Below are 21973 nucleotides of genomic sequence, written 5' to 3'. Positions count from 1 at the left end.
GTAATCATTTAATACGTCATGTTTTAGCCTTTATTTTTATATAACACAGATTTCTGTCAGTTCCTATAAATTTAGCTATTGTAGAATTGTCAAAACTTATTGATTATTATTTTTGCTATTGTTCGAATCAGCATCTAAGTTTACATCTTCTGAATTTTGTTCTGGTTTTAATTCTTGTTGTTCAGAAGTAGCATGGTTTTGCTTGATTTCCTCAAAAGTTTCTTCTTCAGGTGTCTTACCAATCACAACTTTTCGTTGGTGGAAAATTGCATTGATTTCAGCACCTATAATGATAATGAAACCAGTAATATATAACCAAAGCATTAATATAATAATGCCGGCAATACTACCGTATGTTCTAGAATAGTTGGAAAAATTAGATATATAGATACCAAATAAGTATGAACCAGCTAAGAAAACTACTGTTGCAAAGATAGCACCAGGTATTACAGACATTAACTTAATTTTAACATTTGGAGCTAAGGTATATAAGACCATGAAAGCAATCAATACGACAATTACTGGAAGAACAAAACGAATCGTATCAAACACCCATTTTACTTGCTCTCCAAGTCCTAGGGGACCAAATAATAAGTCACCGATTTGTTGGCCAAATGTTGGTAATACAAGTGCTACTGGCATAACAATTATCATTGCTAATGTAAATAAAACGCTAAGTAATTTTGAAACGATAAAATTTCTACTGTCTTCAACGTCATAGGCAACATTAAATGAATTCATTAATGCAGTCATTCCATTTGATGCTGACCATAATGCTAAGATCAAACCTACAGATAAAATACTGCCGCTGGCATTACCCATGATATCCCCAATGATGTCAGCTACCTGTGAAGCATAAGCAGGTGGCACATGATCTTTAATTATATCTCTAATAGTAGATTGTTTTACACCAACTACAGGAACAATTGATAGTAAAAATAATAGCATTGGGAATAGAGATAACATGAAATAATAAGACAGTTGTGCAGATAAGCCAGATGCGTCATCCTTACCTATTCTATACACCAAATAAGAGAAAAAATTAGAATCTTTGGTATATTTTGCTGGTTTATTAATACGGGATACAAAGAACGCTTGATTGTCCTTTTTGGGCGATTTAGATTTGAATTCGTCAGGTGTAATATATGTACGATCACGCTTAATCTGTTCACCATTCTTTTCGGACGAGTTCTTTTTTTCCAGCTCTTTAGCGGAATTTAAAAAGTTAGAATTAGTTTTTTCTTTTTTAGACATATCAAAACTCCTTATGTATTTATATTTTTAATATACTTTAAAATGATAATAAGGTAAATATGTGTTGCCATATTCTTACTATAAAAGAGAAAATAATAGTTTTAGATAATATTGTAAATTATAAAATAATATAAAAAAGGGCGAGACATAAATCAAAATTTTAATTTGATTTCATGTTTCGCCCTGATTTAGGCTTATTGATATCTAAAAAATTAAAATAAATAATACTTAGTATTTTAATATCAATTATTACTATGCGTTGTATCAATATAAAATTACTAACTTTGAATTTTAGTTTTCATTAATAACCAATCAACATGCAATACCTAAATGTTTAATTCAGAGACTTTATTAGCCGTTTAAACGATTGTTTTTACGTTCAACAAATGTGTTTTTAGCGTCTTTTATTGAGCGTTCTAATTCAGGATTGTTGCGTCTGATTTCTTCAACAACATCTTTCCAATAAAACACTTCATCTTTTATATTATTAATTGCAGATGGTTTTTGAGAACGGTTGCCTTCTTTTCTATCTTTGATAGATTGTTTTAAAGACTGTCTAGTTGATTTATCTGCTAATGTTGCTGCGCCTCCGATGACGGCACCTATTAATACTCCTGGAATTAATTTGTTTTTCATTATATTTTACCCCTCTCTTAAATTTGCATCTTTAATTATAAAATTAATTAAATTATCACAAGATGATTGTACCATTTTATAAACACCTTCGAAATTATTTGTATAATAAGGGTCTGGCACATCAGTTTCGTCCATATCACTAAAGTCTAATAGTTTGTATAATTGACCTTTAATGTTAGGGTTGATTTGTTTAATGTTCTCTACGTTACTTTGATCCATTGCAATGATATAGTCAAAGTCATCAGTAGGTTGAAACAATTCGCTAATCATACCGTCAAACGGTATATTATGCGAGTTTAGAATTGCCTGAGTACCTTCATGAGGAGGTTCTCCTAAATTCCATTTTCCTGTACCTTTAGAGGATACATTAATATCTTGAATGTTTCTATCAAGTAACTTTTGACGCATAATGGCTTCTGCCATGGGTGAGCGACATATGTTACCTAGACATACAAATGCTACAGTTGTCATACGAGTACCTCCAAATTTATATAATCCTCATTCCCATTTTAAAGCTTTTTCAATCATTTCTAAAGGGGTAATTATTATAAAAGTTTTACAAGGTAGTTAAATTTGATAAAATGAATAAAAAAGAGGTGAATAATTTGGCAAATAGTAATGAACAAATGATAGATGAAATAAGAGGACGCTTAAATCTTGTGAATCAAAGTGTGATTGATCCTGAAAAGTTTAAAACAGCAGATGAACAAGAAATTCGTGAAATTTATGATTATGTAACATCAAAGGCATCATTTACGCCAAGTGAAGCATCGGCTATCGCAGAGGCTCTTGGTCAGATTCGTCAATAAGAATGGAGTGAGTACATATGACTCAATTACAAGATAAACTTAAACAATATGCCGAACTTTTAGTAGGTGTAGGTATGAATGTTCAAAAAGATCAACCAGTATTTATTCGCTCGAGTGTTGATGCACTTGAACTAACACATTACATAGTAGAAGCTGCTTATAAACGTGGTGCGTCTGATGTTAAAGTAGAATACAGTGATGATAGATTATCACGCTTGAAATTTGAGTATGAGACGGTACAACATTTTGAGGAAAATGAAGTTAAATCTTATGAAGTGGAAAAGCGTATGGATTATGTGAAAAGAGGCGCGGCAAATCTTGCTCTAATTACTAAAGATCCTGATTTATTAAATGGTATAGATGGTGATAAACTATCTGCATTTCAAAGACAGTACTCAATGGCATATAAAGGTTATATGGAAGCGAGTCAAAAAAATCAATTTCCTTGGTGTGTAGCAGCATATCCATCTAAAGCATGGGCAAAACGTGTCTATCCAGAATTATCTGAGTCAGACGCATACAGTAAATTTATTGATGAAGTGTTAGATATTGTGCGTGTAGATGGTAACGACCCAGTCGTGAATTGGCAAACACACGTCGATAATTTAAGTCAACATGCTGAAAGGTTGCAGCTAAAAAACTATAAAGCGCTTCATTATGTGTCAGAAGGTACGGATTTAGAGATTGGTTTACCTGATGGTCATATTTGGGAAGATGCTACAAGTTATACAAGCGATGGCCAAGCATTTGTAGCAAACATACCTACAGAAGAAATTTTTACCGCGCCACATCGATTGAAAGTTAATGGCTATGTTACTAATAAATTGCCTTTAAGTCATAATGGTAATATTATTGATAATTTCACGTTAACGTTTAAAGATGGCGCTGTAGTTGACTTTAAAGCCGAGAAAGGTGAGTCAGTACTACGTGATTTATTAAATACTGATGAAGGTGCAAAACGTCTAGGAGAAGTAGCACTTGTACCTGATGATTCACCAATTTCAAATAGAAACACGATTTATTATAACACTTTATTTGATGAAAATGCTTCTTGTCATATTGCTTTAGGGGCGGCATATGCTTTCAATGTTGAAGGCGGTACAGAAATGACAACGGATGAAAAAATTGAACGTGGACTTAATGATTCGTTGATTCATGTCGACTTTATGATTGGTGGGCCTGATTTAACAATTTATGGAATTACCCAAAATGATGAAGAAGAACTAGTATTTGAACAAGGAAATTGGACGAAGTAACATACAATGTTGAATAAATAAATTTACAGTGTTTTGATGTAATTTCAGAACACTGATTTTTATTAGTTAAAAGCAAAGGAATGGATTATATTATGGGAAATGTAAAACGTAAATCAATGTCGGAATCAAGAAGTATAAAGGAACGACAAGTGTTTCCACAAGATACAAATCATTTACACACAATGTTTGGTGGTATGTTGATGGCAAACGTGGACGAAATTTCTGCAATAACTGCAACTAAGCATAGTAATTCTCAAGTAGTTACAGCTTCAACAGATTCCGTAGACTTTTTAAAACCAATTAAGACTGGTGATATTGTGTCATACGAAGCTATGGTGTCATATGCAGGCAAATCATCTATGGAGGTTTGTGTACAAATCATTATAGAAGATATTATAAGAAATGAGCGACATTTAGCAGCGTTAAGCTTTTTAACTTTTGTTGCATTAGATGAGGATGGTAAACCACAAGAGGTACCTCAAGTTTATCCAGAGACACAAACTGAAATGTGGTTTCATGACACAGCGCTTGCACGAGTGAAACGTAGAAAAGAACGTAGAAATGAAAGTAAAGAAACGATAGCATTCTTAGCAAAAGCACAAAGTATGAAATAGGGATTGGAACGACGAAATCTAATATAACGATTAAAAAACGGCTAGGATCATTAAAGATCCTAGCCGCTTTTTGATCATATTAGTATAACTTGAGTTCATCACATTTTTTAATTGAATTAAAACAATACGATACATTTGATTAGTATTTAAAGCATTGTGTGTAATGTGTGCATCTCTTTTTCTTTTTCTTTAAAATCAGTTTTTGGATAATACATGTTTTTTACAAGAACATTAGGACCAAGACAACTAAATGATGAACAATGACAGTTGAGTGATTGTGCCAGTGAAGAGTTTAGCCAATGGCTAAACACATCGGGTAATTTATCATTTTTAATATTTGAAATAGTGCCGTTTTCGTCACCAAAATCTGTGACGATAACATTACCTGTAAACACATTAACATTTAATCTGTTTCTACCATCCGGATCATTACGCATAGTAACATTTGGCGTATCACGTAATCGTTGTAGTAATGCTTGGTCATTTTCGTCATTGATACATGGATAAATTGGTAGTGTACCAAATAGCATCCATAAGTCTGGGTCGCGTAAATCTAAAAGTTGGTGTATCGCTGTTTTCATGTCTTTAAGTGATAATACATCTAATTGACTTGCAAAATCTGCAGGATACATAGGGTGAATCTCATGTCTTTTACACTTCATGTCATTAACGATTTCTTTATGAATTTTTTCAAGATGTGGCACAGTACTTTGATTTAACATCGTTTCTGCTGAAATAAACATACCTTGATCAGAAAGCGTGCTAGAATTAGTAAGCATTTGATCATATAATTTAAGTTTCGCTTTTAAAGGTGGTTGTTTATCCATGGCTCCAAAACCTACATCTGTAAATTCATCGATGGTACCCCAATTGTGGGAAATATGCATGACATCTATATATTCAGCGATATCTAAATAACGGTCTAGTGGTAATGTTAGATTCGAATTCATTTGTGTATATATACCACGGTCATAAGCATATTTTAATAATGGTTTAACCACATTTTTAATTGATTTCTTAGAAAACATAGGCTCACCACCTGTGATGGATATCGTCTTAAGATCTGGTATTTCATCAAGGCGACGATAAATTAAGTCCATAGGTAATGGATCAGGGTCAGTTGTTTGCAGTGTATAACCAACAGCACAATGACTACAACGCATATTACATAAATTAGTCGTCGTGAATTCTATATTACTTAACGTCAAACGATTGTGTGCTTGTATATCATTATAAGCTTCCCACGGGTCGTTAGTGATTGAAATTGGTTTCTTTGAATTAGTAGCGTGTAAATTTAGCATAAATTAAACTTCCTTTTTATTAACTTTGTACTTGGGGTAATTGAAAATGAATATATTAGTAATTGAATCATAGCATAATAAATCAATTGTTTTACAGGTAGTAGTGTGGTTTACAAAATAAGTTATACATGATTATTTTGAGGAATAAAAACGTAAAATAAACCAAACATTCAATTTAATATTATTAAGACTATACCAAAATTTGTCAAATCCATGTTAGGATATAACTATCATAAAAAAAGGAGTCATTTTTAAAATGGATGAAAATCAAACAATTGATCAAATAAAAGCGAGATTAGAAAAATTTATAGATGACATTGACCATGTTAATCCAGATGAAGTTAAAGTGGAAGATATTGATGAGTGGATTGGCTTACTCGATCAACTAGAAGAAAAGGTTAAAACTGTCTCAAACACTTCAGACTCAAATAAAGCATAAATAAATGAAAATAAAAAAATATGTTTAAAACCTAGTTGTTTAGTCTATATTAAATGTAGAACCTAAATAGAGAAAGGTGATTAAACATGGCGAAAAAAGTAGCAATCATAGTAACAAATGAATTTGAAGATAGCGAATTAACAAGTCCTAAAGAAGCAATTGAAGAAGCGGGACATGAAACTGTTGTAATTGGCGATGAAGCAAATAGTGAAGTAGTCGGTAAACACGGCGAGAAAGTTACAGTAGATTTAAGCATTGCTGATGCCAACCCTGAAGATTACGATGGATTATTAATTCCTGGCGGATTTTCACCTGATCACTTGCGCGGAGATTCTGAAGGAAGATATGGTACATTTGCTAAATACTTTACTAAAAATGACGTTCCAACTTTCGCAATTTGCCACGGACCACAAATTTTAATAGATACAGATGATTTAAATGGCCGTACATTGACTGCAGTATTAAATGTACGTAAAGATTTAGCTAACGCTGGAGCGCAAGTCGTTGACGAATCTGTAGTTGTAGATAATAATATTGTTACAAGTCGTACACCAGACGATTTAGATGATTTCAATAGAGAGATTGTAAATCAACTTAATGACTAAACGACTAAGAGTAGCATTAATTCAATAAATTGAAGTTTTAATCTTCCGTAACTGGAAAAATATAGAGAACACGTATTGAAAAGTGATATTTTAAAATTTATCACGAAGTAATATGTAAGTATCTTTGTTTTTCCAGTTTTTATTTTGTGAAAATGTAGGATGTCATAAGTGGTTTGGTAATAATGTAAAACTTCATATTGAGTATGGCATACACCCTTGGACTGATTTTTACAATTAGCTCTAGATAAACATTTCATCTATTGATAAACTCACTTATAATGATATGAGAGCAACATAAAGGAGCTACCGCATGAAAAGAAGCGATCGATATAAAGAAAATAAACAATATAAAGCAAAAGGTTCGAATATACCGTATCACAATACTTACTCCCAACCTGTGAATAAACCAAAGAAAAAGAAAAAAGGTATAGGACTGTTATTTAAATTATTAATGCCAATCATTATCATATTAGGTATTTTTGTTGCTGCGATGTATGCTTTGTCTTTAAGGGCAAATGTTGATGAATTAAAAACAATTGAAGATAAGGAAAGTTTTGTTGCCGCTTCAAATATGCCTGATTATACAAAAGGTGCATTTATCGCTATGGAAGATGAACGATTTTATAAACATCACGGATTTGATTTCAAAGGTACTTCAAGAGCGCTTTTCTCAACATTAAGTGATAAGAGTGTTCAAGGAGGCAGTACCATCACACAACAAGTAGTAAAAAATTATTATTACGATAATGAACAGTCTTTTACTAGGAAAGTCAAAGAATTATTTGTCGCGCATAGAGTTGAAAAAAATTATGATAAGAATGAAGTATTGAGTTTTTATATGAATAATATATATTTTGGCAGTGATCAATATACTGTCGAATCTGCAGCGAATCATTATTTTGGCGTAACAACAGATAAAAATAACCCTAATTTACCACAAATATCAGTATTACAAAGTGCAATTTTAGCAAGTAAAATCAATGCACCAAGTGTATATGATATAAATGACATGTCAGATAATTTTATTAATCGAGTTAAAACGGATTTGGAAAAAATGAAACAACAAGATTATATAACAAATGAACAATACGAAAATGCTATTCAAGAATTAGGGGTTTAACAAAATAAAGCAGCAATATGAAATCTAGAAATAAAATGGATATCATATTGCTGTTTTTTATGTTTGGGGAGCTAATAGAAAACTGATTTATGTTGTTGTTAAAATTTGTTTCGTTTTATGGTATAACATAAATTTCTTCATGTTATTAATGCTATAATTTAGTAATACATATTATGAATTAAAATTAATTTTAAATATACTAGACACTATAATTCCATTCATAAACAATATAAGTTATCCTAAGAAGTGGAGTGAGGACTATGCCGAAAATAACTAAAATAGAAGTACAGAAAAAGAATAAAGAGCGTTTTAATTTATATTTAGATGGTGAATTTGAAATGGGTATAGATATGGATACATATATTCATTTTAATCTAAAAAAAGATCAGATTGTCGAAGCGCAAGATATGGAAAAAATACAAAATTATGATCAATATAGACAAGCTGTAAATACAGCTATTCAATATATATCTTATCGGAAGAGAACAGATCATGAAGTTATAAAACATTTACAGAAGAAAGAAGTTTCAGAACTTGTAATAGCAAAAGTTATAGAATACTGTCATGATCAACGTCTGATTGACCATAATGATTATGCAAATAGTTTGAAGAATACTATGATTCTAACTACTGACAAAGGGCCTGGTATCTTCAAAGAAAAATTACGGGAAGCTGGTGTAGAACAAATCATTATAGATGATTATGTGGAACGATATGAAGCAGAACAACCATTGGAAGCTATTGTTAAAGTAGCGAATAAAATTTTAAGGCAAAAAAAGGGACCAATTGTAAAAAGAAAAGAAAAATTAACTCAGTCATTGATACAAAAAGGTTACTCATTTGAAAAAATTAAAGAAGTTATGGATGAAATGGATTTTTCTCAGCCAGAAGAAGAATTAGATGGTTTGCTACAACAGGAATTAGAGAAAGTATATAATAAACATTCAAGAAAATATTCGGGCAGAAAATTGATTAATAAAACCATTGAAGGCCTTATGAGAAAAGGTTACAAATATGATAAAATTAAAGGTAAATTAGAAGAGAGTGGTATCGTCGATGGAACAGAAGAAATTGAGTGAAATGAGTGAAGTAGAATTACGACACGAAATTCAAGGGTATAAAGAAAAAATGAGAAAAGCAGAAATGAATGGTATTTTAAATGAATATGATGTCTATCAAAGTAAAGTGATAATTGCAGAAAGTTACTTGGTCGATAGAACAAAAATTGAACTAGGCAAAATATACAAATTAAATGATGGTACAGAAAATTACTTTAAGGTTGAAAGATTAAAAGGTGTATTTGCATGGGGCTTTAGAATTAAAAGTACAGAACCTGAAGAAGGTTTACCTATTGCATTATTAAAATTATAGAAGGATGAAGATAGGATGGGTAGTTCAATTATATTAAAGTTACTTAATGTGACGCATTATTATAGAAATAGAAAATCCAAAAAATGGTATCAACCCTTTGGTTATGATGCAGAAGATATAGAATTGAATAATATTAACCTACATATCTATCAAGGTGAAGCCTTAGGTATAATTGGTGAAGTTGATTCCTCTAAATCATTGATAGGTCGTTTATTGAGCGGTGAAATTAAACCGGATAAGGGTAGAGTTGTGAGAAAGACAGATATGTTTTTCGCGGATATTGAAGATAAACCATTGTTATCTTTATCTGTTAATGATTATGTAAAAAATGCAATTATATTGTTTCAATATGACACGTCTGAACACAAAGTAGAACAAATAATAAAGTTTTCACATCTAGATAACGAAACTAATGAACCAATTAATTCCTTAACAGATCAACAGTTTGCTCAATTGCAATTTACATTGGCTAGAACATCCAAAGCTAACATTATTATTATGAATCAAATCTTACATAATTTGGATGAAAGTTATTTTGAAAAAGCAATTGAATTAACAGATGAATACATAAATAATAACTTAACTATCGTTATGATAGATGATAATGTGGAACGTATTTCAAAGGCTAGTAATTATTTAGCATGGATTTCTCATGGACAATTAAGAATGGAAGGTTCAATTAAGCAAGTATTGCCTATGTTTAAAGAACATGAAAAAGATAGACAGTCATTAAATAGTGAAGAAGAGAAAGCTAATTTTGATGTAGACTGGAAAAAGAATAGAACAAGAATTCCAGAATTGACTTATAATTTTAGAAGAATTGAACGTTATAAACATGCAAAACCACCCGTGGCGTTGGTCCGTTTTTGGACTTTATTTACTATTTTCTTTATGGGGCTTTTATTTATGGCATTATTGATGTTCAATGACTTAGGTAAACTTGAGATTGGTGAAAATCAAGATCAGGCTTCTATTCAAAACCAACAGAAAAATCCATACGAAGAGAAACTGGCGTACGGCATTGTATTGAATGATGCTGTTAATTTAGAAAATATGAACAATAGTAAGAAAATAAATGCAGATCAATATTCATTTGTAACAATTACTGGCGAAAATTCAAAAAATTATCGTGTCGTGGTCGATAATAACAATTATAAAATTGCCAAAAATAAATTACGCTATTTTGATCCAGCGGGATTATTTGAAGAGCATAGCTTGAAATCATTAGCACCGTATATGCATACAAATTACAGTAATTACAATGAATTTTTTAATAGTCATTTGCATAAAAAACATAATAAAGTAACAGATTCACTTGTACCTGAAAGTGGGAAAGATAACCGATTTAATGTGCCAATTGTACAACAACCAATTTCTATGATTTTTGATGATCAAAATAAATTAACTGGTTTCACTTTCCCTATTAAAGATAAAAAAGAATTGAAAGACAAATTTGATATTGAAAATAACTTCTGGATTACTAAATCAGGGGATGGTTATTTCATGGCAGATTTAAAGAATAATAAATGGATTTATATTGAATTGTAGGTGTAAAAGATGATTGATAGTATGATTAGCTATTTTAAAAACACGCCATACCTAATGAAACATGCATATCATCGTTTGAAATCAAAATGGATGTGGCTAGCAGCGCCTTTCGTGGTAAGTATTGCTCTGTTACTTATAATGATGTTGATATTTCATTTAAGTGGTACAGAAGAAATTAAGCAAGCACGCGGTTATTTTAGATTAACTTCATTAGTATGCTTTGCATTTATTTGGATTGCGATTTATCAAAGTTATAATACATTTAAAACTGATTATTTCATAGGGAAATTATTTAATTTAAACCCAGTTTTTCAAAACATCCTTATTTCGATTGTTATAAGTATAACAATGTTTATAACACTCATAATTATTATCTTAGCAACGCCTGTTAATATTGAAAGTTCAATCTACTCGGCATTATTTTTTGTAGTTATGACTATGCTGTTTATAATAATTATTTCTACATTCTTAGGATTGATTTCAATCATACAAAGTAAAATTAATACCATATTCTATGTCGTTACGTTCATTATGTTCTTTACTTTACCAATTATTTTTATTCCTAATAGTGATACTTCCATATTGTTACATATTTTAATGTTGAATCCTTTGTTCTATTTGGTTGAAGGTATTTCTCAATCAGTAGTACTAGGAACTTTGAGTTTGAACAACATCCCATATCATTTATATTTTGTTTTATTTTTAGCGATCATGGGCGTGCTTATCTATGCTTTGTATAGAATTGTAGCACATAAAAAATATGACTATGTGAAAACAAATTCACACACGGAAGAGACAACAGAAGCAAATCCGCAAAATAATAACGTTCAACATACAGCAGAGTAATTAAAAAACTATAGTAATATATAAATACGAAACAGAAAACTGGAGGCAACCGTTAAAAGATAACGCGTGCCTCCAGTTTTATTAATGAAATATTGATTTTTACTTCGCAAATAATTTACGTTGCAACTTATCTTCGCTAAACACCCAGCCAATATATGAATGGTCTATTTGCATATCTTTATCCAAGTGGGCAATTGCTACAAAAGAATAGTGACCGTTTTTTAAATAACGTAAATCAACCAATCTTATTTCGGTAGTACCGTCATCTAATGTTTTGGCTTGCCAACGATAAATAGAAGAAAAATTAAGGAAAGTTCTTATATTTTTATCACCTTTTACATATTGCATTAAATCATCATTAGCAAATGATTGGCGTTTACCTTTATCACTAAATACAATATTACGACCATAACTTCTTCCCACATAATCATGTTCTTCAGTTTGAATAGCCACTCGCCATTGCATAAATCGAATAGTTGGGGCTACAAAAACTTTTACGGGATTATGTTCTTGCTTAATTTGTTTCAATGCTTGTTGCTTAATTATAGCTTGCATTCTAAAGCGAATCATATAATATACTACAAGGATAGCAATAATAGGGAAGAAAGCGACATATGGATGTATACCAATTAACCAAAATATTATCCCAACACACCATAATATGAAAATAATAGGATCGAAGGTGTTGATTACGCTTAATTGAATCCATTTGTTAGTAATGGGTCTAAGTGCTTGTGTACCATAAGAATTGAAAATATCTACAAATACATGAAGAAACACAGCAAGTTGTGCCCATAGCCAAACGTGTGTTGTATCTACGTTTTTGAAAAATGTAAATATGAAAAGCGTGATTAATAAAGGCCACAGAATTGTAAAAGGTATTGAATGTGTTATCCCTCTATGATTGGATATATACGTAGCATTATCTTTTAATTTAAAAACTGTGTCACCATCAGGTATTAATGAACCAACTACTAATGTTGTAGCTGTTGCTGCAAAAGATCCTGCCATAGCGGGGTCTTGGGTAGCTAGTGCAGTGAGTCCGATACCCATGACTATATGTGTTCCTGTATCCATAAGTATTCACTCATTTCATGTCAATATTATATTCATTATAATCGAATATGCACAATATTAAAAATAACATACTATGTTTATCATAAAAAACTTTTACAAAACTAAAGAAAGAGATGTGGAAAATGTTTAATGAACCGAAATTTAAAAACAATCTTGTGACTTGGTTTGAAACAAATCAACGCGAAATGCCTTGGAGAGAAACTTCAAATCCTTATTATATCTGGTTAAGTGAAGTCATGTTACAACAAACACAAGTAAAAACAGTTATAGATTATTATAATAGATTTATTAACCGTTTCCCCACAATTGAAGATTTAAGTAATGCAGAAGAGGATGAAGTGCTTAAGTATTGGGAAGGCTTAGGTTATTATAGTAGAGCGAGAAATTTTCATACTGCAATTAAAGATGTTCATTCGAACTACCATGGACAAGTGCCTGATTCACCACAAATATTCGGTAAGTTGAAAGGTGTTGGGCCTTATACCCAAGCTGCAGTGATGAGCATCGCATTTAATTTACCGTTAGCAACTGTGGATGGGAATGTTTTTAGAGTATGGTCAAGATTAAATAATGATACTAAAGATATTAAACTGCAATCAACAAGAAAGACATATGAAAAAGAATTACAGCCATATGTTGAACAAGACGCTGGCACGTTTAATCAGGCAATGATGGAATTAGGGGCCTTAGTTTGTACTCCTAAAAATCCATTGTGTTTATTTTGTCCTGTACAAGAAAACTGTGAAGCATTTGAAAAAGGGACTGTCGAGGATTTGCCTGTAAAAACAACTAAAACAAAAAAGAAACATGTAAAGCAGCATGTATATATCATTAGAAATGAAGATAATCAATTATTAATAGAAAAAAGAATGCAAAAATTGTTGAATAATATGTGGGAGTTTCCAATGTATGAAGCGGATGAAGTAGAAAATATTAATACAAAATTGGAAACAGATATTCGATTTTCAGAAACACCTATCTATAAGTTGAAGCATCAATTTACTCACATTACATGGGACATTGAAGTATACTTAGCAGATAAAGTAATTAATAAAATAGATGTTGATTTACCTGAAAATATGATATGGATGCATGTTAATGAGAAAGAAATGTTTAATTTTCCTGTGAGTATGTCGAAAATATTTAAATTTATTTCAACACATGGTTAGACTCGTTGTTGAATCCATAATTATGTTATAATTTATATTGTGAAATTAAGAAAAGGTGGTGTGGAGCATGGTAAAAGAATCCATACCTAAAGAAGGTCAGACAATTAAGATTCAAAGTTATAAACATGATGGTAATATACATCGTGTTTGGTCTGAAACTACTATATTAAAAGGTACGGAACATGTTGTAATTGGTGGAAATGATCATACGCTTGTTACTGAAAGTGATAGTCGCACATGGATAACTAGAGAACCAGCAATTGTTTATTTTCATTCTGAATATTGGTTTAATGTAATATGTATGTTTAGAGAAGATGGTGTGTATTATTATTGTAACTTATCATCGCCATTTGTATGTGATGAAGAAGCGCTAAAATATATTGACTACGATTTGGATATTAAAGTTTATCCGAACGGCAAGTACCATTTATTAGATGAAGACGAGTACGAACAACATATGAAACAAATGAATTATTCATCAGATATTGATGTGATATTAAGACGTAACGTTGATATTTTACAACAATGGATTGAACAGAAGAAAGGTCCGTTTGCTCCCGATTTTATAAAAGTTTGGCGTGAACGATATAAAAAAATTAGAAATTATTAAGCACATTTAATGTTTTTAATTACATTATCATTTATAGTGATATGCGTTGAGCTATTTAGGCATGGCAAAACATGTTTAATATAAATAACCGTATGCGCGAATGAAATGATAAACAAACTAAGATAACGCGTTTACAACAGCCTCGTTGATAGCTCAACGTAGGCTGTTTCATTTGCTATAAAGTTTGGGGGAGGAATAAATTTATGATTCGTAGATATTTACAATTTGTAAAACCATATAAATGGCGAATCATTGCTACGATACTTGTTGGTATTTTAAAATTTGGGATTCCGATGTTGATTCCATTATTAATAAAATACGTTATTGACGATATTATTAATAATAATTCAATTTCAGTTGAAGAGAAATTTACAAGATTAGCTATTGCTTTGGGAATTGCTGTATTTATTTTTGTGATTGTAAGACCACCAATTGAATTTTTAAGACAATATTTAGCACAGTGGACAAGTAATAAGATTTTATATGATATACGTAGAAGACTTTATAATCATCTACAAGCATTAAGTTCTAGGTTCTATGCAAATAACCAAGCTGGACAGGTTATATCTAGAGTGATTAATGATGTCGAGCAAACAAAAGATTTTATTTTAACGGGATTAATGAATATTTGGCTAGACTGTATCACAATTGTGATTGCACTATCCATCATGTTCTTCTTAGATGTTAAATTAACGTTAGCAGCGCTTGTAATTTTCCCGGTGTATATATTAACTGTTTACTTTTTCTTCGGTCGTCTAAGAAATTTAACAAGAAAGAGATCTCAAGCATTAGCTGAAGTTCAAGGCTTTTTGCATGAACGTGTACAAGGCATGTCTGTTATTAAAAGTTTTGCTATTGAAGATAATGAAGCACAAAACTTTGATAAACATAATCGAAACTTCTTGCAAAGAGCATTTAATCACACACGTTGGAATGCTTATTCCTTCTCTGCGATTAATACGGTAACTGATATAGGACCACTGATTGTTATTGGTTCAGGTGCATTTTTAGCTATCAATGGATCGATAACTGTTGGGACATTAGCGGCTTTTGTTGGCTATTTAGAGCAATTATTTGGTCCGTTACGTCGACTTGTATCTTCATTTACAACTTTGACACAAAGTTTTGCTTCAATGGACCGTGTTTTTCAACTAATGGATGAAGGTTATGACATTAAAAATAAAAAAGGTGCATTACCAATTGAAATTAATGAAGGTCATATAGAGTTAAACGATGTAAGTTTTAAATATAACTCAGACGAATCAACAATTTTAAATAATATAAACTTAGAGATTAACCAAGGTGAAACAGTAGCATTCGTTGGAATGAGTGGTGGAGGGAAATCTACTTTAATTAATTTAATTCCAAGATTCTATGATGTAACAGAAGGTGAAATTAAAATTGATGGTACAAATATCAAGTCATATTTAACAGGAAGTTTAAGAAATCAAATAGGCTTAGTCCAACAAGATAACGTCTTATTTTCAGACACGATTAAAGAGAATATCTTATTAGGCCGTCCTGATGCTACAGACGAAGAAGTGATTAAAGCTGCCAAAATGGCCAACGCGCATGACTTTATTATGGAATTATCTGAAGGCTATGATACAGAAGTTGGCGAAAGAGGCGTAAAACTTTCTGGTGGACAGAAACAACGTGTTTCAATCGCACGTATCTTCTTAAATAATCCTCCTATTATAATTTTAGATGAAGCTACAAGTGCGTTAGATTTAGAAAGTGAATCTATTATCCAAGATGCATTAAATATTTTAAGTGAAAATCGTACGACATTGATAGTTGCTCATAGACTTTCAACTATTACACACGCTGACAAAATTGTAGTAATGGAAAATGGAGAGATTGTAGAAACAGGAACACATGAAGCGTTATTAGCTAAAAGAGGCGCTTATGAACATCTTTATAGCATACAAAACTTGTAATTTGATACGATTCTGTTTCTTTTAAATAAATGACATAAAAAATCCCCGAGAGTGTTGTAATAACACAATCTCGGGGTTTTTTATAAATCGAAATCTTCATCTAATATATCGATTTCATTGTCATTATTATGATATGAGAAGAAACTAATGCGAAGTCTGTCTAAGTGTTCTAGCGTGTAACGATATTCTTCTATTGCAGATATAATTTGCATAATATTCGCATAAGAGTATACCGTTTGATATGGATTTTTAATTATTTCTTTTTGGAAGGCATCCATAAGTTCTTTTTTCTGTGGATTTTCTATTTGATTGTCGAATTGACTTACATCATATTTAGCTTTTTTAGAAAGGCTTATAAATATTTGTTCATGATATGCAATTAGTGTATCTATTTCCAATTTAATCTGAAGTAGTAATTCGTGATTTAAATTGTGTAAATCGTTTTGATAACGATTCATTTTTTTTAATACTTCATATGCGTGTCGAGTACTGCGAACGACTTCTTTAAAAAGTATCTTTTTGCGATTTTGCGCATATACTTGTTTTTTAGTAAATGGTCGTTCTTCTTCATAGTAACTAAATGTCTGTTCAAGTCTCTTAATGCGATCACTTATTACGCCTCTATCTTCTTTTATGTGGTGATATTCTGATGTATCGTTTAATACAAGTTTAAACCAGACAAATATATCGGAACATATATTCAATGAGTTGTAATAAATTTTTGATTCAAATTTTGGTGGTAAAAATAATAGATTAACTGTTGATGAACTAATTACACCAATCATAACTAGTACAAATCTATAAAATGCAGAAACATAAAAATCTCCTGAGTGCTGTCCCATAATAATTAACGCTGTTACACTCGCTAATGTAGCAACATGTGCTAAATTGAAACGGAAAAGTATAGCAATTAAAAGTATGACAGTAACACCCATAATTATGACATTGTCTCCAAATACCGTAACCATTGCTACAGCAAGCAATGCACCAACGACATTACCAAGCGCTTGGTCAGAAACAGTTTTTATAGATCGAAAAACGCTTGGTTGCATAGCAACGACTGCACTGACCCCAGCGATTGCTTTTAAACCAGCTTCATCAGGTAATAGAGAAGCGATAAACAAAGCAAGTATAATGGCTATACCTGTCTTGAGAATACGGGCTCCTAATTTCAAATATACCGCTCCTTAATAAATGTATTTATACTTGTTATACAATGATTGGAGCTAAAATTCAAGTTTATTTCATTTGACTAAAAGCGTAATCGGCTGCTTTTAATGTTGTATCTATTTCTTCTTCAGTATGTTCTGTTGTTAAGAACCAAGCTTCGAATTTAGAAGGGGCTAAATTTATACCTTGATTTAACATAAGTTTAAAGAATTTAGCGAAGGCTTCACCGTCAGAATTTTCCGCTTGATCATAGTGGACTACAGTTTCTTCTGTAAAATAGAGTGTAAGTGCACCATATACTCTATTAACTGTTGCTGTAATATTATGCTTTTCTATTAATGAAAGTAATCCATCTTCTAAACGTTTACCTAAGGCATCTAACTTTTCATAAACACCTTCTTGTTCTAGTACTTCTAATAATGCAATACCAGCTTTCATAGACAACGGATTTCCAGCCATTGTACCAGCTTGGTATGCAGGGCCTAATGGTGCGACCTGTTCCATAATATCTTGTTTACCACCGTATCCACCAATTGGTAGACCACCGCCGACAATTTTTCCAAATGCAGTTAAATCAGGATAAACATTATACAAATCTTGAGCTCCACCAAAATGGAATCTAAATGCAGTTATCACTTCATCATATATTACTAAACTACCATTGTTATGTGATATTTCATTCACTTGTTCTAAGAAGTTAGGTTGTGGTTTTACCATACCAAAATTTCCGACAATTGGTTCAACAAGAACTGCAGCAATTTCATCACCCCAATAATCTATAGCTTCTTTATAAGCGTCGATATCATTATATGGGACAGTAATAACTTCTTGTGCAACACTTAAAGGTACACCAGCGGAGTCAGGCGAGCCTAATTGTGATGGGCCGCTACCAGCAGCTACTAATACTAAATCTGAATGTCCGTGATATTGCCCAGCAAACTTGATAATCTTAGTCCGGTTTGTATAAGCACGTGCGACACGTATAGTAGTCATCACAGCTTCCGTTCCAGAGTTAACAAATCTAATTTTTTCTAATGAGGGAATCGCGCCACGTAATTTCTTGGCAAATTCAATTTCTAACTCAGTAGGTGTGCCATATAACACGCCTAATGCTGCCTGTTCTTGAATCGCTTTAGTGATATGTGGATGTGCATGGCCAGTGATGATTGGACCATATGCCTGTAAGTAATCAATGTATTTATTTCCATCGACATCATAAAGATACGCGCCTTGACCAGAACGCATCATTACAGGTGCTCCACCGCCAACTGCCTTATATGAACGAGACGGTGAATTAACACCACCTAAAATATATTCATCGGATAATTTCTGAAGTTTTTCACTTTCAGTAAATTTCATAGTTATCAACCTCTTTTTATTTAATATTTACGACTATTATCGTATCATAAAATAAAGAATAAAAAGAAATAGGGTGAATGAAATGTTAAAAAAAGGAAGTCAGTTTCCTAAATTTGAATTAGAAAATCAAAATGGTGAATTAGTATCTAATGAAAGTATTAAAGGTAAAAAGGCTGTGCTTTATTTTTACCCGAGGGATAATACACCGACATGTACAACGGAAGCTTGTGATTTTAGAGATAATCTTGAAATGTTCGATGAATTAAATGTAAGTGTTTATGGAATAAGTGGAGATAGTAAAAAGAAACACCAAAACTTTAGCAATAAATTGGATTTAAATTTTGATTTATTGGTAGATGAAGATTATAAACTTTCTGAAGAAGTTGGCGTATATCAATTGAAGAAGTCTTTTGGTAAAGAATCTATGGGGATTGTAAGAACTACTTTTATTTTAGATGAAAATGGGACTATTATAGATGTAATTGAAAAAGTTAAAGTGAAAACTCAAATAGAAGAAATAAAAGATATATTAGGTGATTTGAAATGAAAGCTGTAAGTTTAATGAAGCTAGGTGACCTAGAAACTGAGTTAATTGAACGATTTCCTACTGTAGAATTCGTATTTACAACTGGTGTTTCTAATATCGATAAAGAAGATAAACAAACTTTAGATATATTGTTTGGTTACGACAGTAACTTAGATACTACGTTTTTAAGTGATTGCCCAAATTTAAAATGGCTGGCATGGTACTCTACGGGGGTGAACAAACTCCCATTAAAATATATTAGCGACAACAATATAAAACTAACAAATGGTAAAGGTGTTCATGCAAAACAGATGTCAGAGTTTATCTTTGCATATATCTTGGATGATTATAAAAAAATGAGGACTTCTTATATAAACCAAATTAAAAAGCATTATAACTCAAAAATGAGTGGTAAAAGGTTAAGTGGTCAACGCTTATTATTCTTAGGTACAGGTAGCATTGCACAAAATACGGCGAAAATAGCTAATACTATGAATATGGAAGTGTTTGGCATAAACACAACTGGTCATGATGTAAATGGTTTTAGTGAAACATATGCCATAGAAGATTTAAAAGAAGTTATATCTAAAGCGGACATCATTGTTAACACACTTCCTGAAACAAATGAAACGATACATCTACTAACAAAATATCATTTCGAATTGATGAAAAACGAATTGTTATTTATTAATGTAGGTAGAGGGAGTATTGTAAAAGAAGAAGTATTAGTCGAAGTCTTAAAAGAAAAAATAATAAGACATGCATATTTAGATGTATTTGAAAATGAACCGTTAACAGCAGATAATCCACTATATGAATTAGAAAATGTTACAATTACAGCTCATATTACTGGTAATGGGGCAGAAAATAAAGCAGAAGTAACAGAGATTTTTAGCAAAAATTTAGAATCGATTCTCAATAATGATGACCTAATTGAGAATGTAGTTGACCCAAAGAACGGATATTAATGAGTTTAGACTAAGAATATTGACATTTCACCGTTTTAACAGTTATATTAATATTAAGTAATAATAATTCTTAAATAGAAAGATGGTGAGGGAAATGAGTGCAGAGATGGAAACAGTTGAACATCAACTAGAAGATTCAATTGCATCTTTAAGAAATAACGGCGTGAGAATAACTCCACAAAGACAAGCAATCCTTAAGTTCTTAATTGCTTCAGAATCACATCCTACAGCCGATGAAATTTATCAAGCACTTTCACCTGATTTTCCAAATATAAGTGTTGCTACTATATATAATAATTTACGTGTCTTCAAAGAAATAGGGATAGTTAAAGAATTACCTTACGGAGATTCATCAAGTCGTTTTGATTTCAGTACACATAATCACTACCATGTTATATGTGAAGATTGTGGGAAAATCGTAGACTTTCATTATCCACAGCTAGATGAGGTTGAACAATTGGCCCAGCACGTAACAGATTTTAATGTAACGCATCATCGTATGGAAATTTATGGTTTATGCAAAGATTGCCAAGATAAAAATGAATAATTGAAACCATAGTCGAAGCAATGATAAATTTAATAGTTATTAACTAACAAACCCAAAAAGGTAAAACATATAAACATATGTTTTACCTTTTTGGGTTAAACAATGCTAATTATGATTGAATTAGATGTATAACTTAGCTAAGTCTTTTATATTAGAAACTGTTATTTACAAAGAAGAGACAAATAAGTTCAACATACGCTAACTAACTATAAACTGTATAATGTTAGAACCCAAGATCTTCAATATCTTGGGTTTTTTGTTTTCAATTCTTTCTATAGTAGGAACAAGTATAATTAAAAATATATAATTATTTAAAATATGGAGGAAAGATTGTATATAAAAATGCTTTTACTTACCAACTAAAACAAAAAATTGGAACAAAATGAGTAAATAGTTATGTAACGTTATTACACAATTTTAAAAAACTGTACATCTATTTACTAAATAGTGAATAGAAAGGTAAAATTCAACTAAAAAGATTCACGATAATTATTGACGATATAGAATAATCTTGATACTATATAAAAGTCGTCAAAACAAGACGCACTGCAATATTGATTGAAAAAAATGAATTTTAAAAAGTGTAAAATTAACGCTTGTGAATCTCATTTGTAAGTTATATAATAGTAAATGTTGAGTTGAGAAAAACGAAACAGACTTAATAAAAAAATTAAAAATTTATCATTGACTTAACAAAAACTTAATGATAAAATAATTTCTTGTAACACATTAATGAACATTGAAAACTGAATTGCAATATGTCAACGTTAATTCCGAACACAACATTAAATTGTTGGTTCAAAACAGT

Annotated in this window: 23 protein-coding genes; 16 read left to right on the top strand and 7 right to left on the bottom strand. The window is 31.2% G+C overall.

Annotation, left to right across the window (positions count from 1 at the left end; all coding sequences use genetic code 11):
- Nucleotides 1-96 precede the first annotated feature (96 nt).
- The 3 genes from J5E45_RS13055 to J5E45_RS13045 form a co-directional block, all read right to left on the bottom strand.
- The gene (locus J5E45_RS13055) at nucleotides 97-1254 is read right to left on the bottom strand and encodes a YihY/virulence factor BrkB family protein (protein ID WP_039069020.1); all 1158 of its coding nucleotides are present in this window, start codon (nucleotides 1252-1254) and stop codon (nucleotides 97-99) included.
- A gap of 351 nt (nucleotides 1255-1605) precedes the next feature.
- Nucleotides 1606-1890, bottom strand: coding sequence for a hypothetical protein (locus tag J5E45_RS13050; protein ID WP_069792527.1), 285 nt, complete (start codon nucleotides 1888-1890; stop codon nucleotides 1606-1608).
- A 6-nt stretch (nucleotides 1891-1896) separates the two neighbouring features.
- Complete coding sequence (locus tag J5E45_RS13045; protein WP_039069024.1) at nucleotides 1897-2361, bottom strand: low molecular weight protein-tyrosine-phosphatase; 465 nt, start codon at nucleotides 2359-2361, stop codon at nucleotides 1897-1899.
- Nucleotides 2362-2495: 134 nt separating this feature from the next.
- Here J5E45_RS13045 and J5E45_RS13040 point away from each other — a divergent pair, with 134 nt between their 5' ends.
- From J5E45_RS13040 to J5E45_RS13030, 3 genes are all read left to right on the top strand, one after another.
- A complete protein-coding gene (locus J5E45_RS13040) occupies nucleotides 2496-2699 on the top strand; it encodes a DUF1128 family protein (RefSeq protein ID WP_039069025.1) in 204 nt (67 codons plus the stop codon).
- Between the two features lie 17 nt (nucleotides 2700-2716).
- Nucleotides 2717-3955 carry an aminopeptidase gene (locus tag J5E45_RS13035; RefSeq protein ID WP_039069026.1) on the top strand — a complete coding sequence of 413 codons (1239 nt, stop codon included), beginning with the start codon at nucleotides 2717-2719 and terminating at the stop codon, nucleotides 3953-3955.
- A gap of 92 nt (nucleotides 3956-4047) precedes the next feature.
- Nucleotides 4048-4569, top strand: a complete 522-nt coding sequence (locus tag J5E45_RS13030) for an acyl-CoA thioesterase (protein ID WP_039069028.1) — start codon at nucleotides 4048-4050, stop codon at nucleotides 4567-4569.
- Nucleotides 4570-4715: 146 nt separating this feature from the next.
- On the opposite strand, the gene yfkAB is transcribed toward J5E45_RS13030, so the two are convergent.
- Nucleotides 4716-5870: a radical SAM/CxCxxxxC motif protein YfkAB gene (gene yfkAB / locus J5E45_RS13025; RefSeq protein ID WP_069792529.1), complete on the bottom strand. Its 1155-nt coding sequence runs from the start codon at nucleotides 5868-5870 to the stop codon at nucleotides 4716-4718.
- A gap of 256 nt (nucleotides 5871-6126) precedes the next feature.
- Between yfkAB and J5E45_RS13020 the strand changes: the two genes are divergently transcribed.
- From J5E45_RS13020 to J5E45_RS12990, 7 genes are all read left to right on the top strand, one after another.
- Nucleotides 6127-6309 (top strand): SE1561 family protein, encoded by a 183-nt coding sequence (locus J5E45_RS13020; RefSeq protein WP_039069031.1) that lies wholly within the window; start codon nucleotides 6127-6129, stop codon nucleotides 6307-6309.
- Between the two features lie 86 nt (nucleotides 6310-6395).
- Nucleotides 6396-6914: a type 1 glutamine amidotransferase domain-containing protein gene (locus tag J5E45_RS13015; RefSeq protein WP_029378988.1), complete on the top strand. Its 519-nt coding sequence runs from the start codon at nucleotides 6396-6398 to the stop codon at nucleotides 6912-6914.
- Nucleotides 6915-7224: 310 nt separating this feature from the next.
- Nucleotides 7225-8034 carry a monofunctional peptidoglycan glycosyltransferase SgtB gene (gene sgtB / locus J5E45_RS13010; protein WP_069792530.1) on the top strand — a complete coding sequence of 270 codons (810 nt, stop codon included), beginning with the start codon at nucleotides 7225-7227 and terminating at the stop codon, nucleotides 8032-8034.
- A 260-nt stretch (nucleotides 8035-8294) separates the two neighbouring features.
- Nucleotides 8295-9113 (top strand): recombination regulator RecX, encoded by an 819-nt coding sequence (gene recX / locus J5E45_RS13005; protein ID WP_069792531.1) that lies wholly within the window; start codon nucleotides 8295-8297, stop codon nucleotides 9111-9113.
- On the top strand, nucleotides 9091-9405 hold the full coding sequence (locus J5E45_RS13000; RefSeq protein ID WP_039069034.1) for a YfhH family protein: 315 nt from the start codon (nucleotides 9091-9093) through the stop codon (nucleotides 9403-9405). The genes recX and J5E45_RS13000 overlap by 23 nt, the downstream gene beginning before the upstream one ends.
- A gap of 15 nt (nucleotides 9406-9420) precedes the next feature.
- Nucleotides 9421-10953 (top strand): ATP-binding cassette domain-containing protein, encoded by a 1533-nt coding sequence (locus tag J5E45_RS12995; protein ID WP_208182311.1) that lies wholly within the window; start codon nucleotides 9421-9423, stop codon nucleotides 10951-10953.
- A gap of 9 nt (nucleotides 10954-10962) precedes the next feature.
- On the top strand, nucleotides 10963-11799 hold the full coding sequence (locus J5E45_RS12990; protein ID WP_107548950.1) for a sugar ABC transporter permease: 837 nt from the start codon (nucleotides 10963-10965) through the stop codon (nucleotides 11797-11799).
- Nucleotides 11800-11898: 99 nt separating this feature from the next.
- Here the strand turns inward: J5E45_RS12990 and J5E45_RS12985 are convergent, their stop codons facing one another.
- Nucleotides 11899-12876: a metal-dependent hydrolase gene (locus J5E45_RS12985; protein WP_039069037.1), complete on the bottom strand. Its 978-nt coding sequence runs from the start codon at nucleotides 12874-12876 to the stop codon at nucleotides 11899-11901.
- A 122-nt stretch (nucleotides 12877-12998) separates the two neighbouring features.
- On the opposite strand from J5E45_RS12985, the gene mutY reads away from it, so the two are divergent.
- The 3 genes from mutY to J5E45_RS12970 all read left to right on the top strand — a co-directional run bounded on the left by mutY (nucleotide 12999) and on the right by J5E45_RS12970 (nucleotide 16595).
- Nucleotides 12999-14045, top strand: coding sequence for an A/G-specific adenine glycosylase (gene mutY / locus J5E45_RS12980; RefSeq protein WP_208182310.1), 1047 nt, complete (start codon nucleotides 12999-13001; stop codon nucleotides 14043-14045).
- A gap of 67 nt (nucleotides 14046-14112) precedes the next feature.
- Entirely contained in the window at nucleotides 14113-14655 is a 543-nt protein-coding gene (ntdP, locus tag J5E45_RS12975) for a nucleoside tri-diphosphate phosphatase (protein WP_039069040.1), read from the top strand.
- A gap of 203 nt (nucleotides 14656-14858) precedes the next feature.
- Entirely contained in the window at nucleotides 14859-16595 is a 1737-nt protein-coding gene (locus tag J5E45_RS12970; RefSeq protein WP_208182309.1) for an ABC transporter ATP-binding protein, read from the top strand.
- 80 nt (nucleotides 16596-16675) lie between these two features.
- Here the strand turns inward: J5E45_RS12970 and J5E45_RS12965 are convergent, their stop codons facing one another.
- Complete coding sequence (locus J5E45_RS12965) at nucleotides 16676-17770, bottom strand: FUSC family protein (protein WP_039069042.1); 1095 nt, start codon at nucleotides 17768-17770, stop codon at nucleotides 16676-16678.
- Nucleotides 17771-17834: 64 nt separating this feature from the next.
- Nucleotides 17835-19124 (bottom strand): glutamate-1-semialdehyde 2,1-aminomutase, encoded by a 1290-nt coding sequence (locus tag J5E45_RS12960; protein WP_069792534.1) that lies wholly within the window; start codon nucleotides 19122-19124, stop codon nucleotides 17835-17837.
- Nucleotides 19125-19206: 82 nt separating this feature from the next.
- On the opposite strand from J5E45_RS12960, the gene bcp reads away from it, so the two are divergent.
- The 3 genes from bcp (at nucleotide 19207) to perR (ending at nucleotide 21165) form a co-directional block, all read left to right on the top strand.
- Nucleotides 19207-19671 (top strand): thioredoxin-dependent thiol peroxidase, encoded by a 465-nt coding sequence (gene bcp / locus J5E45_RS12955; RefSeq protein WP_107549955.1) that lies wholly within the window; start codon nucleotides 19207-19209, stop codon nucleotides 19669-19671.
- Nucleotides 19668-20618, top strand: coding sequence for a phosphoglycerate dehydrogenase (locus J5E45_RS12950; RefSeq protein ID WP_107549227.1), 951 nt, complete (start codon nucleotides 19668-19670; stop codon nucleotides 20616-20618). Before bcp ends, J5E45_RS12950 begins: the two co-directional genes overlap by 4 nt.
- Before the next feature lie 94 nt (nucleotides 20619-20712).
- On the top strand, nucleotides 20713-21165 hold the full coding sequence (perR, locus tag J5E45_RS12945; protein ID WP_039069047.1) for a peroxide-responsive transcriptional repressor PerR: 453 nt from the start codon (nucleotides 20713-20715) through the stop codon (nucleotides 21163-21165).
- Nucleotides 21166-21973: the final 808 nt, after the last annotated feature.

Origin of the sequence: Staphylococcus shinii, assembly GCF_017583065.1 — a bacterium.
GTDB classification, from domain to species: domain Bacteria; phylum Bacillota; class Bacilli; order Staphylococcales; family Staphylococcaceae; genus Staphylococcus; species Staphylococcus shinii.
Note: the sequence above shows the minus strand (reverse complement) of the source record. Positions and strands in the feature narration are given on the sequence as shown.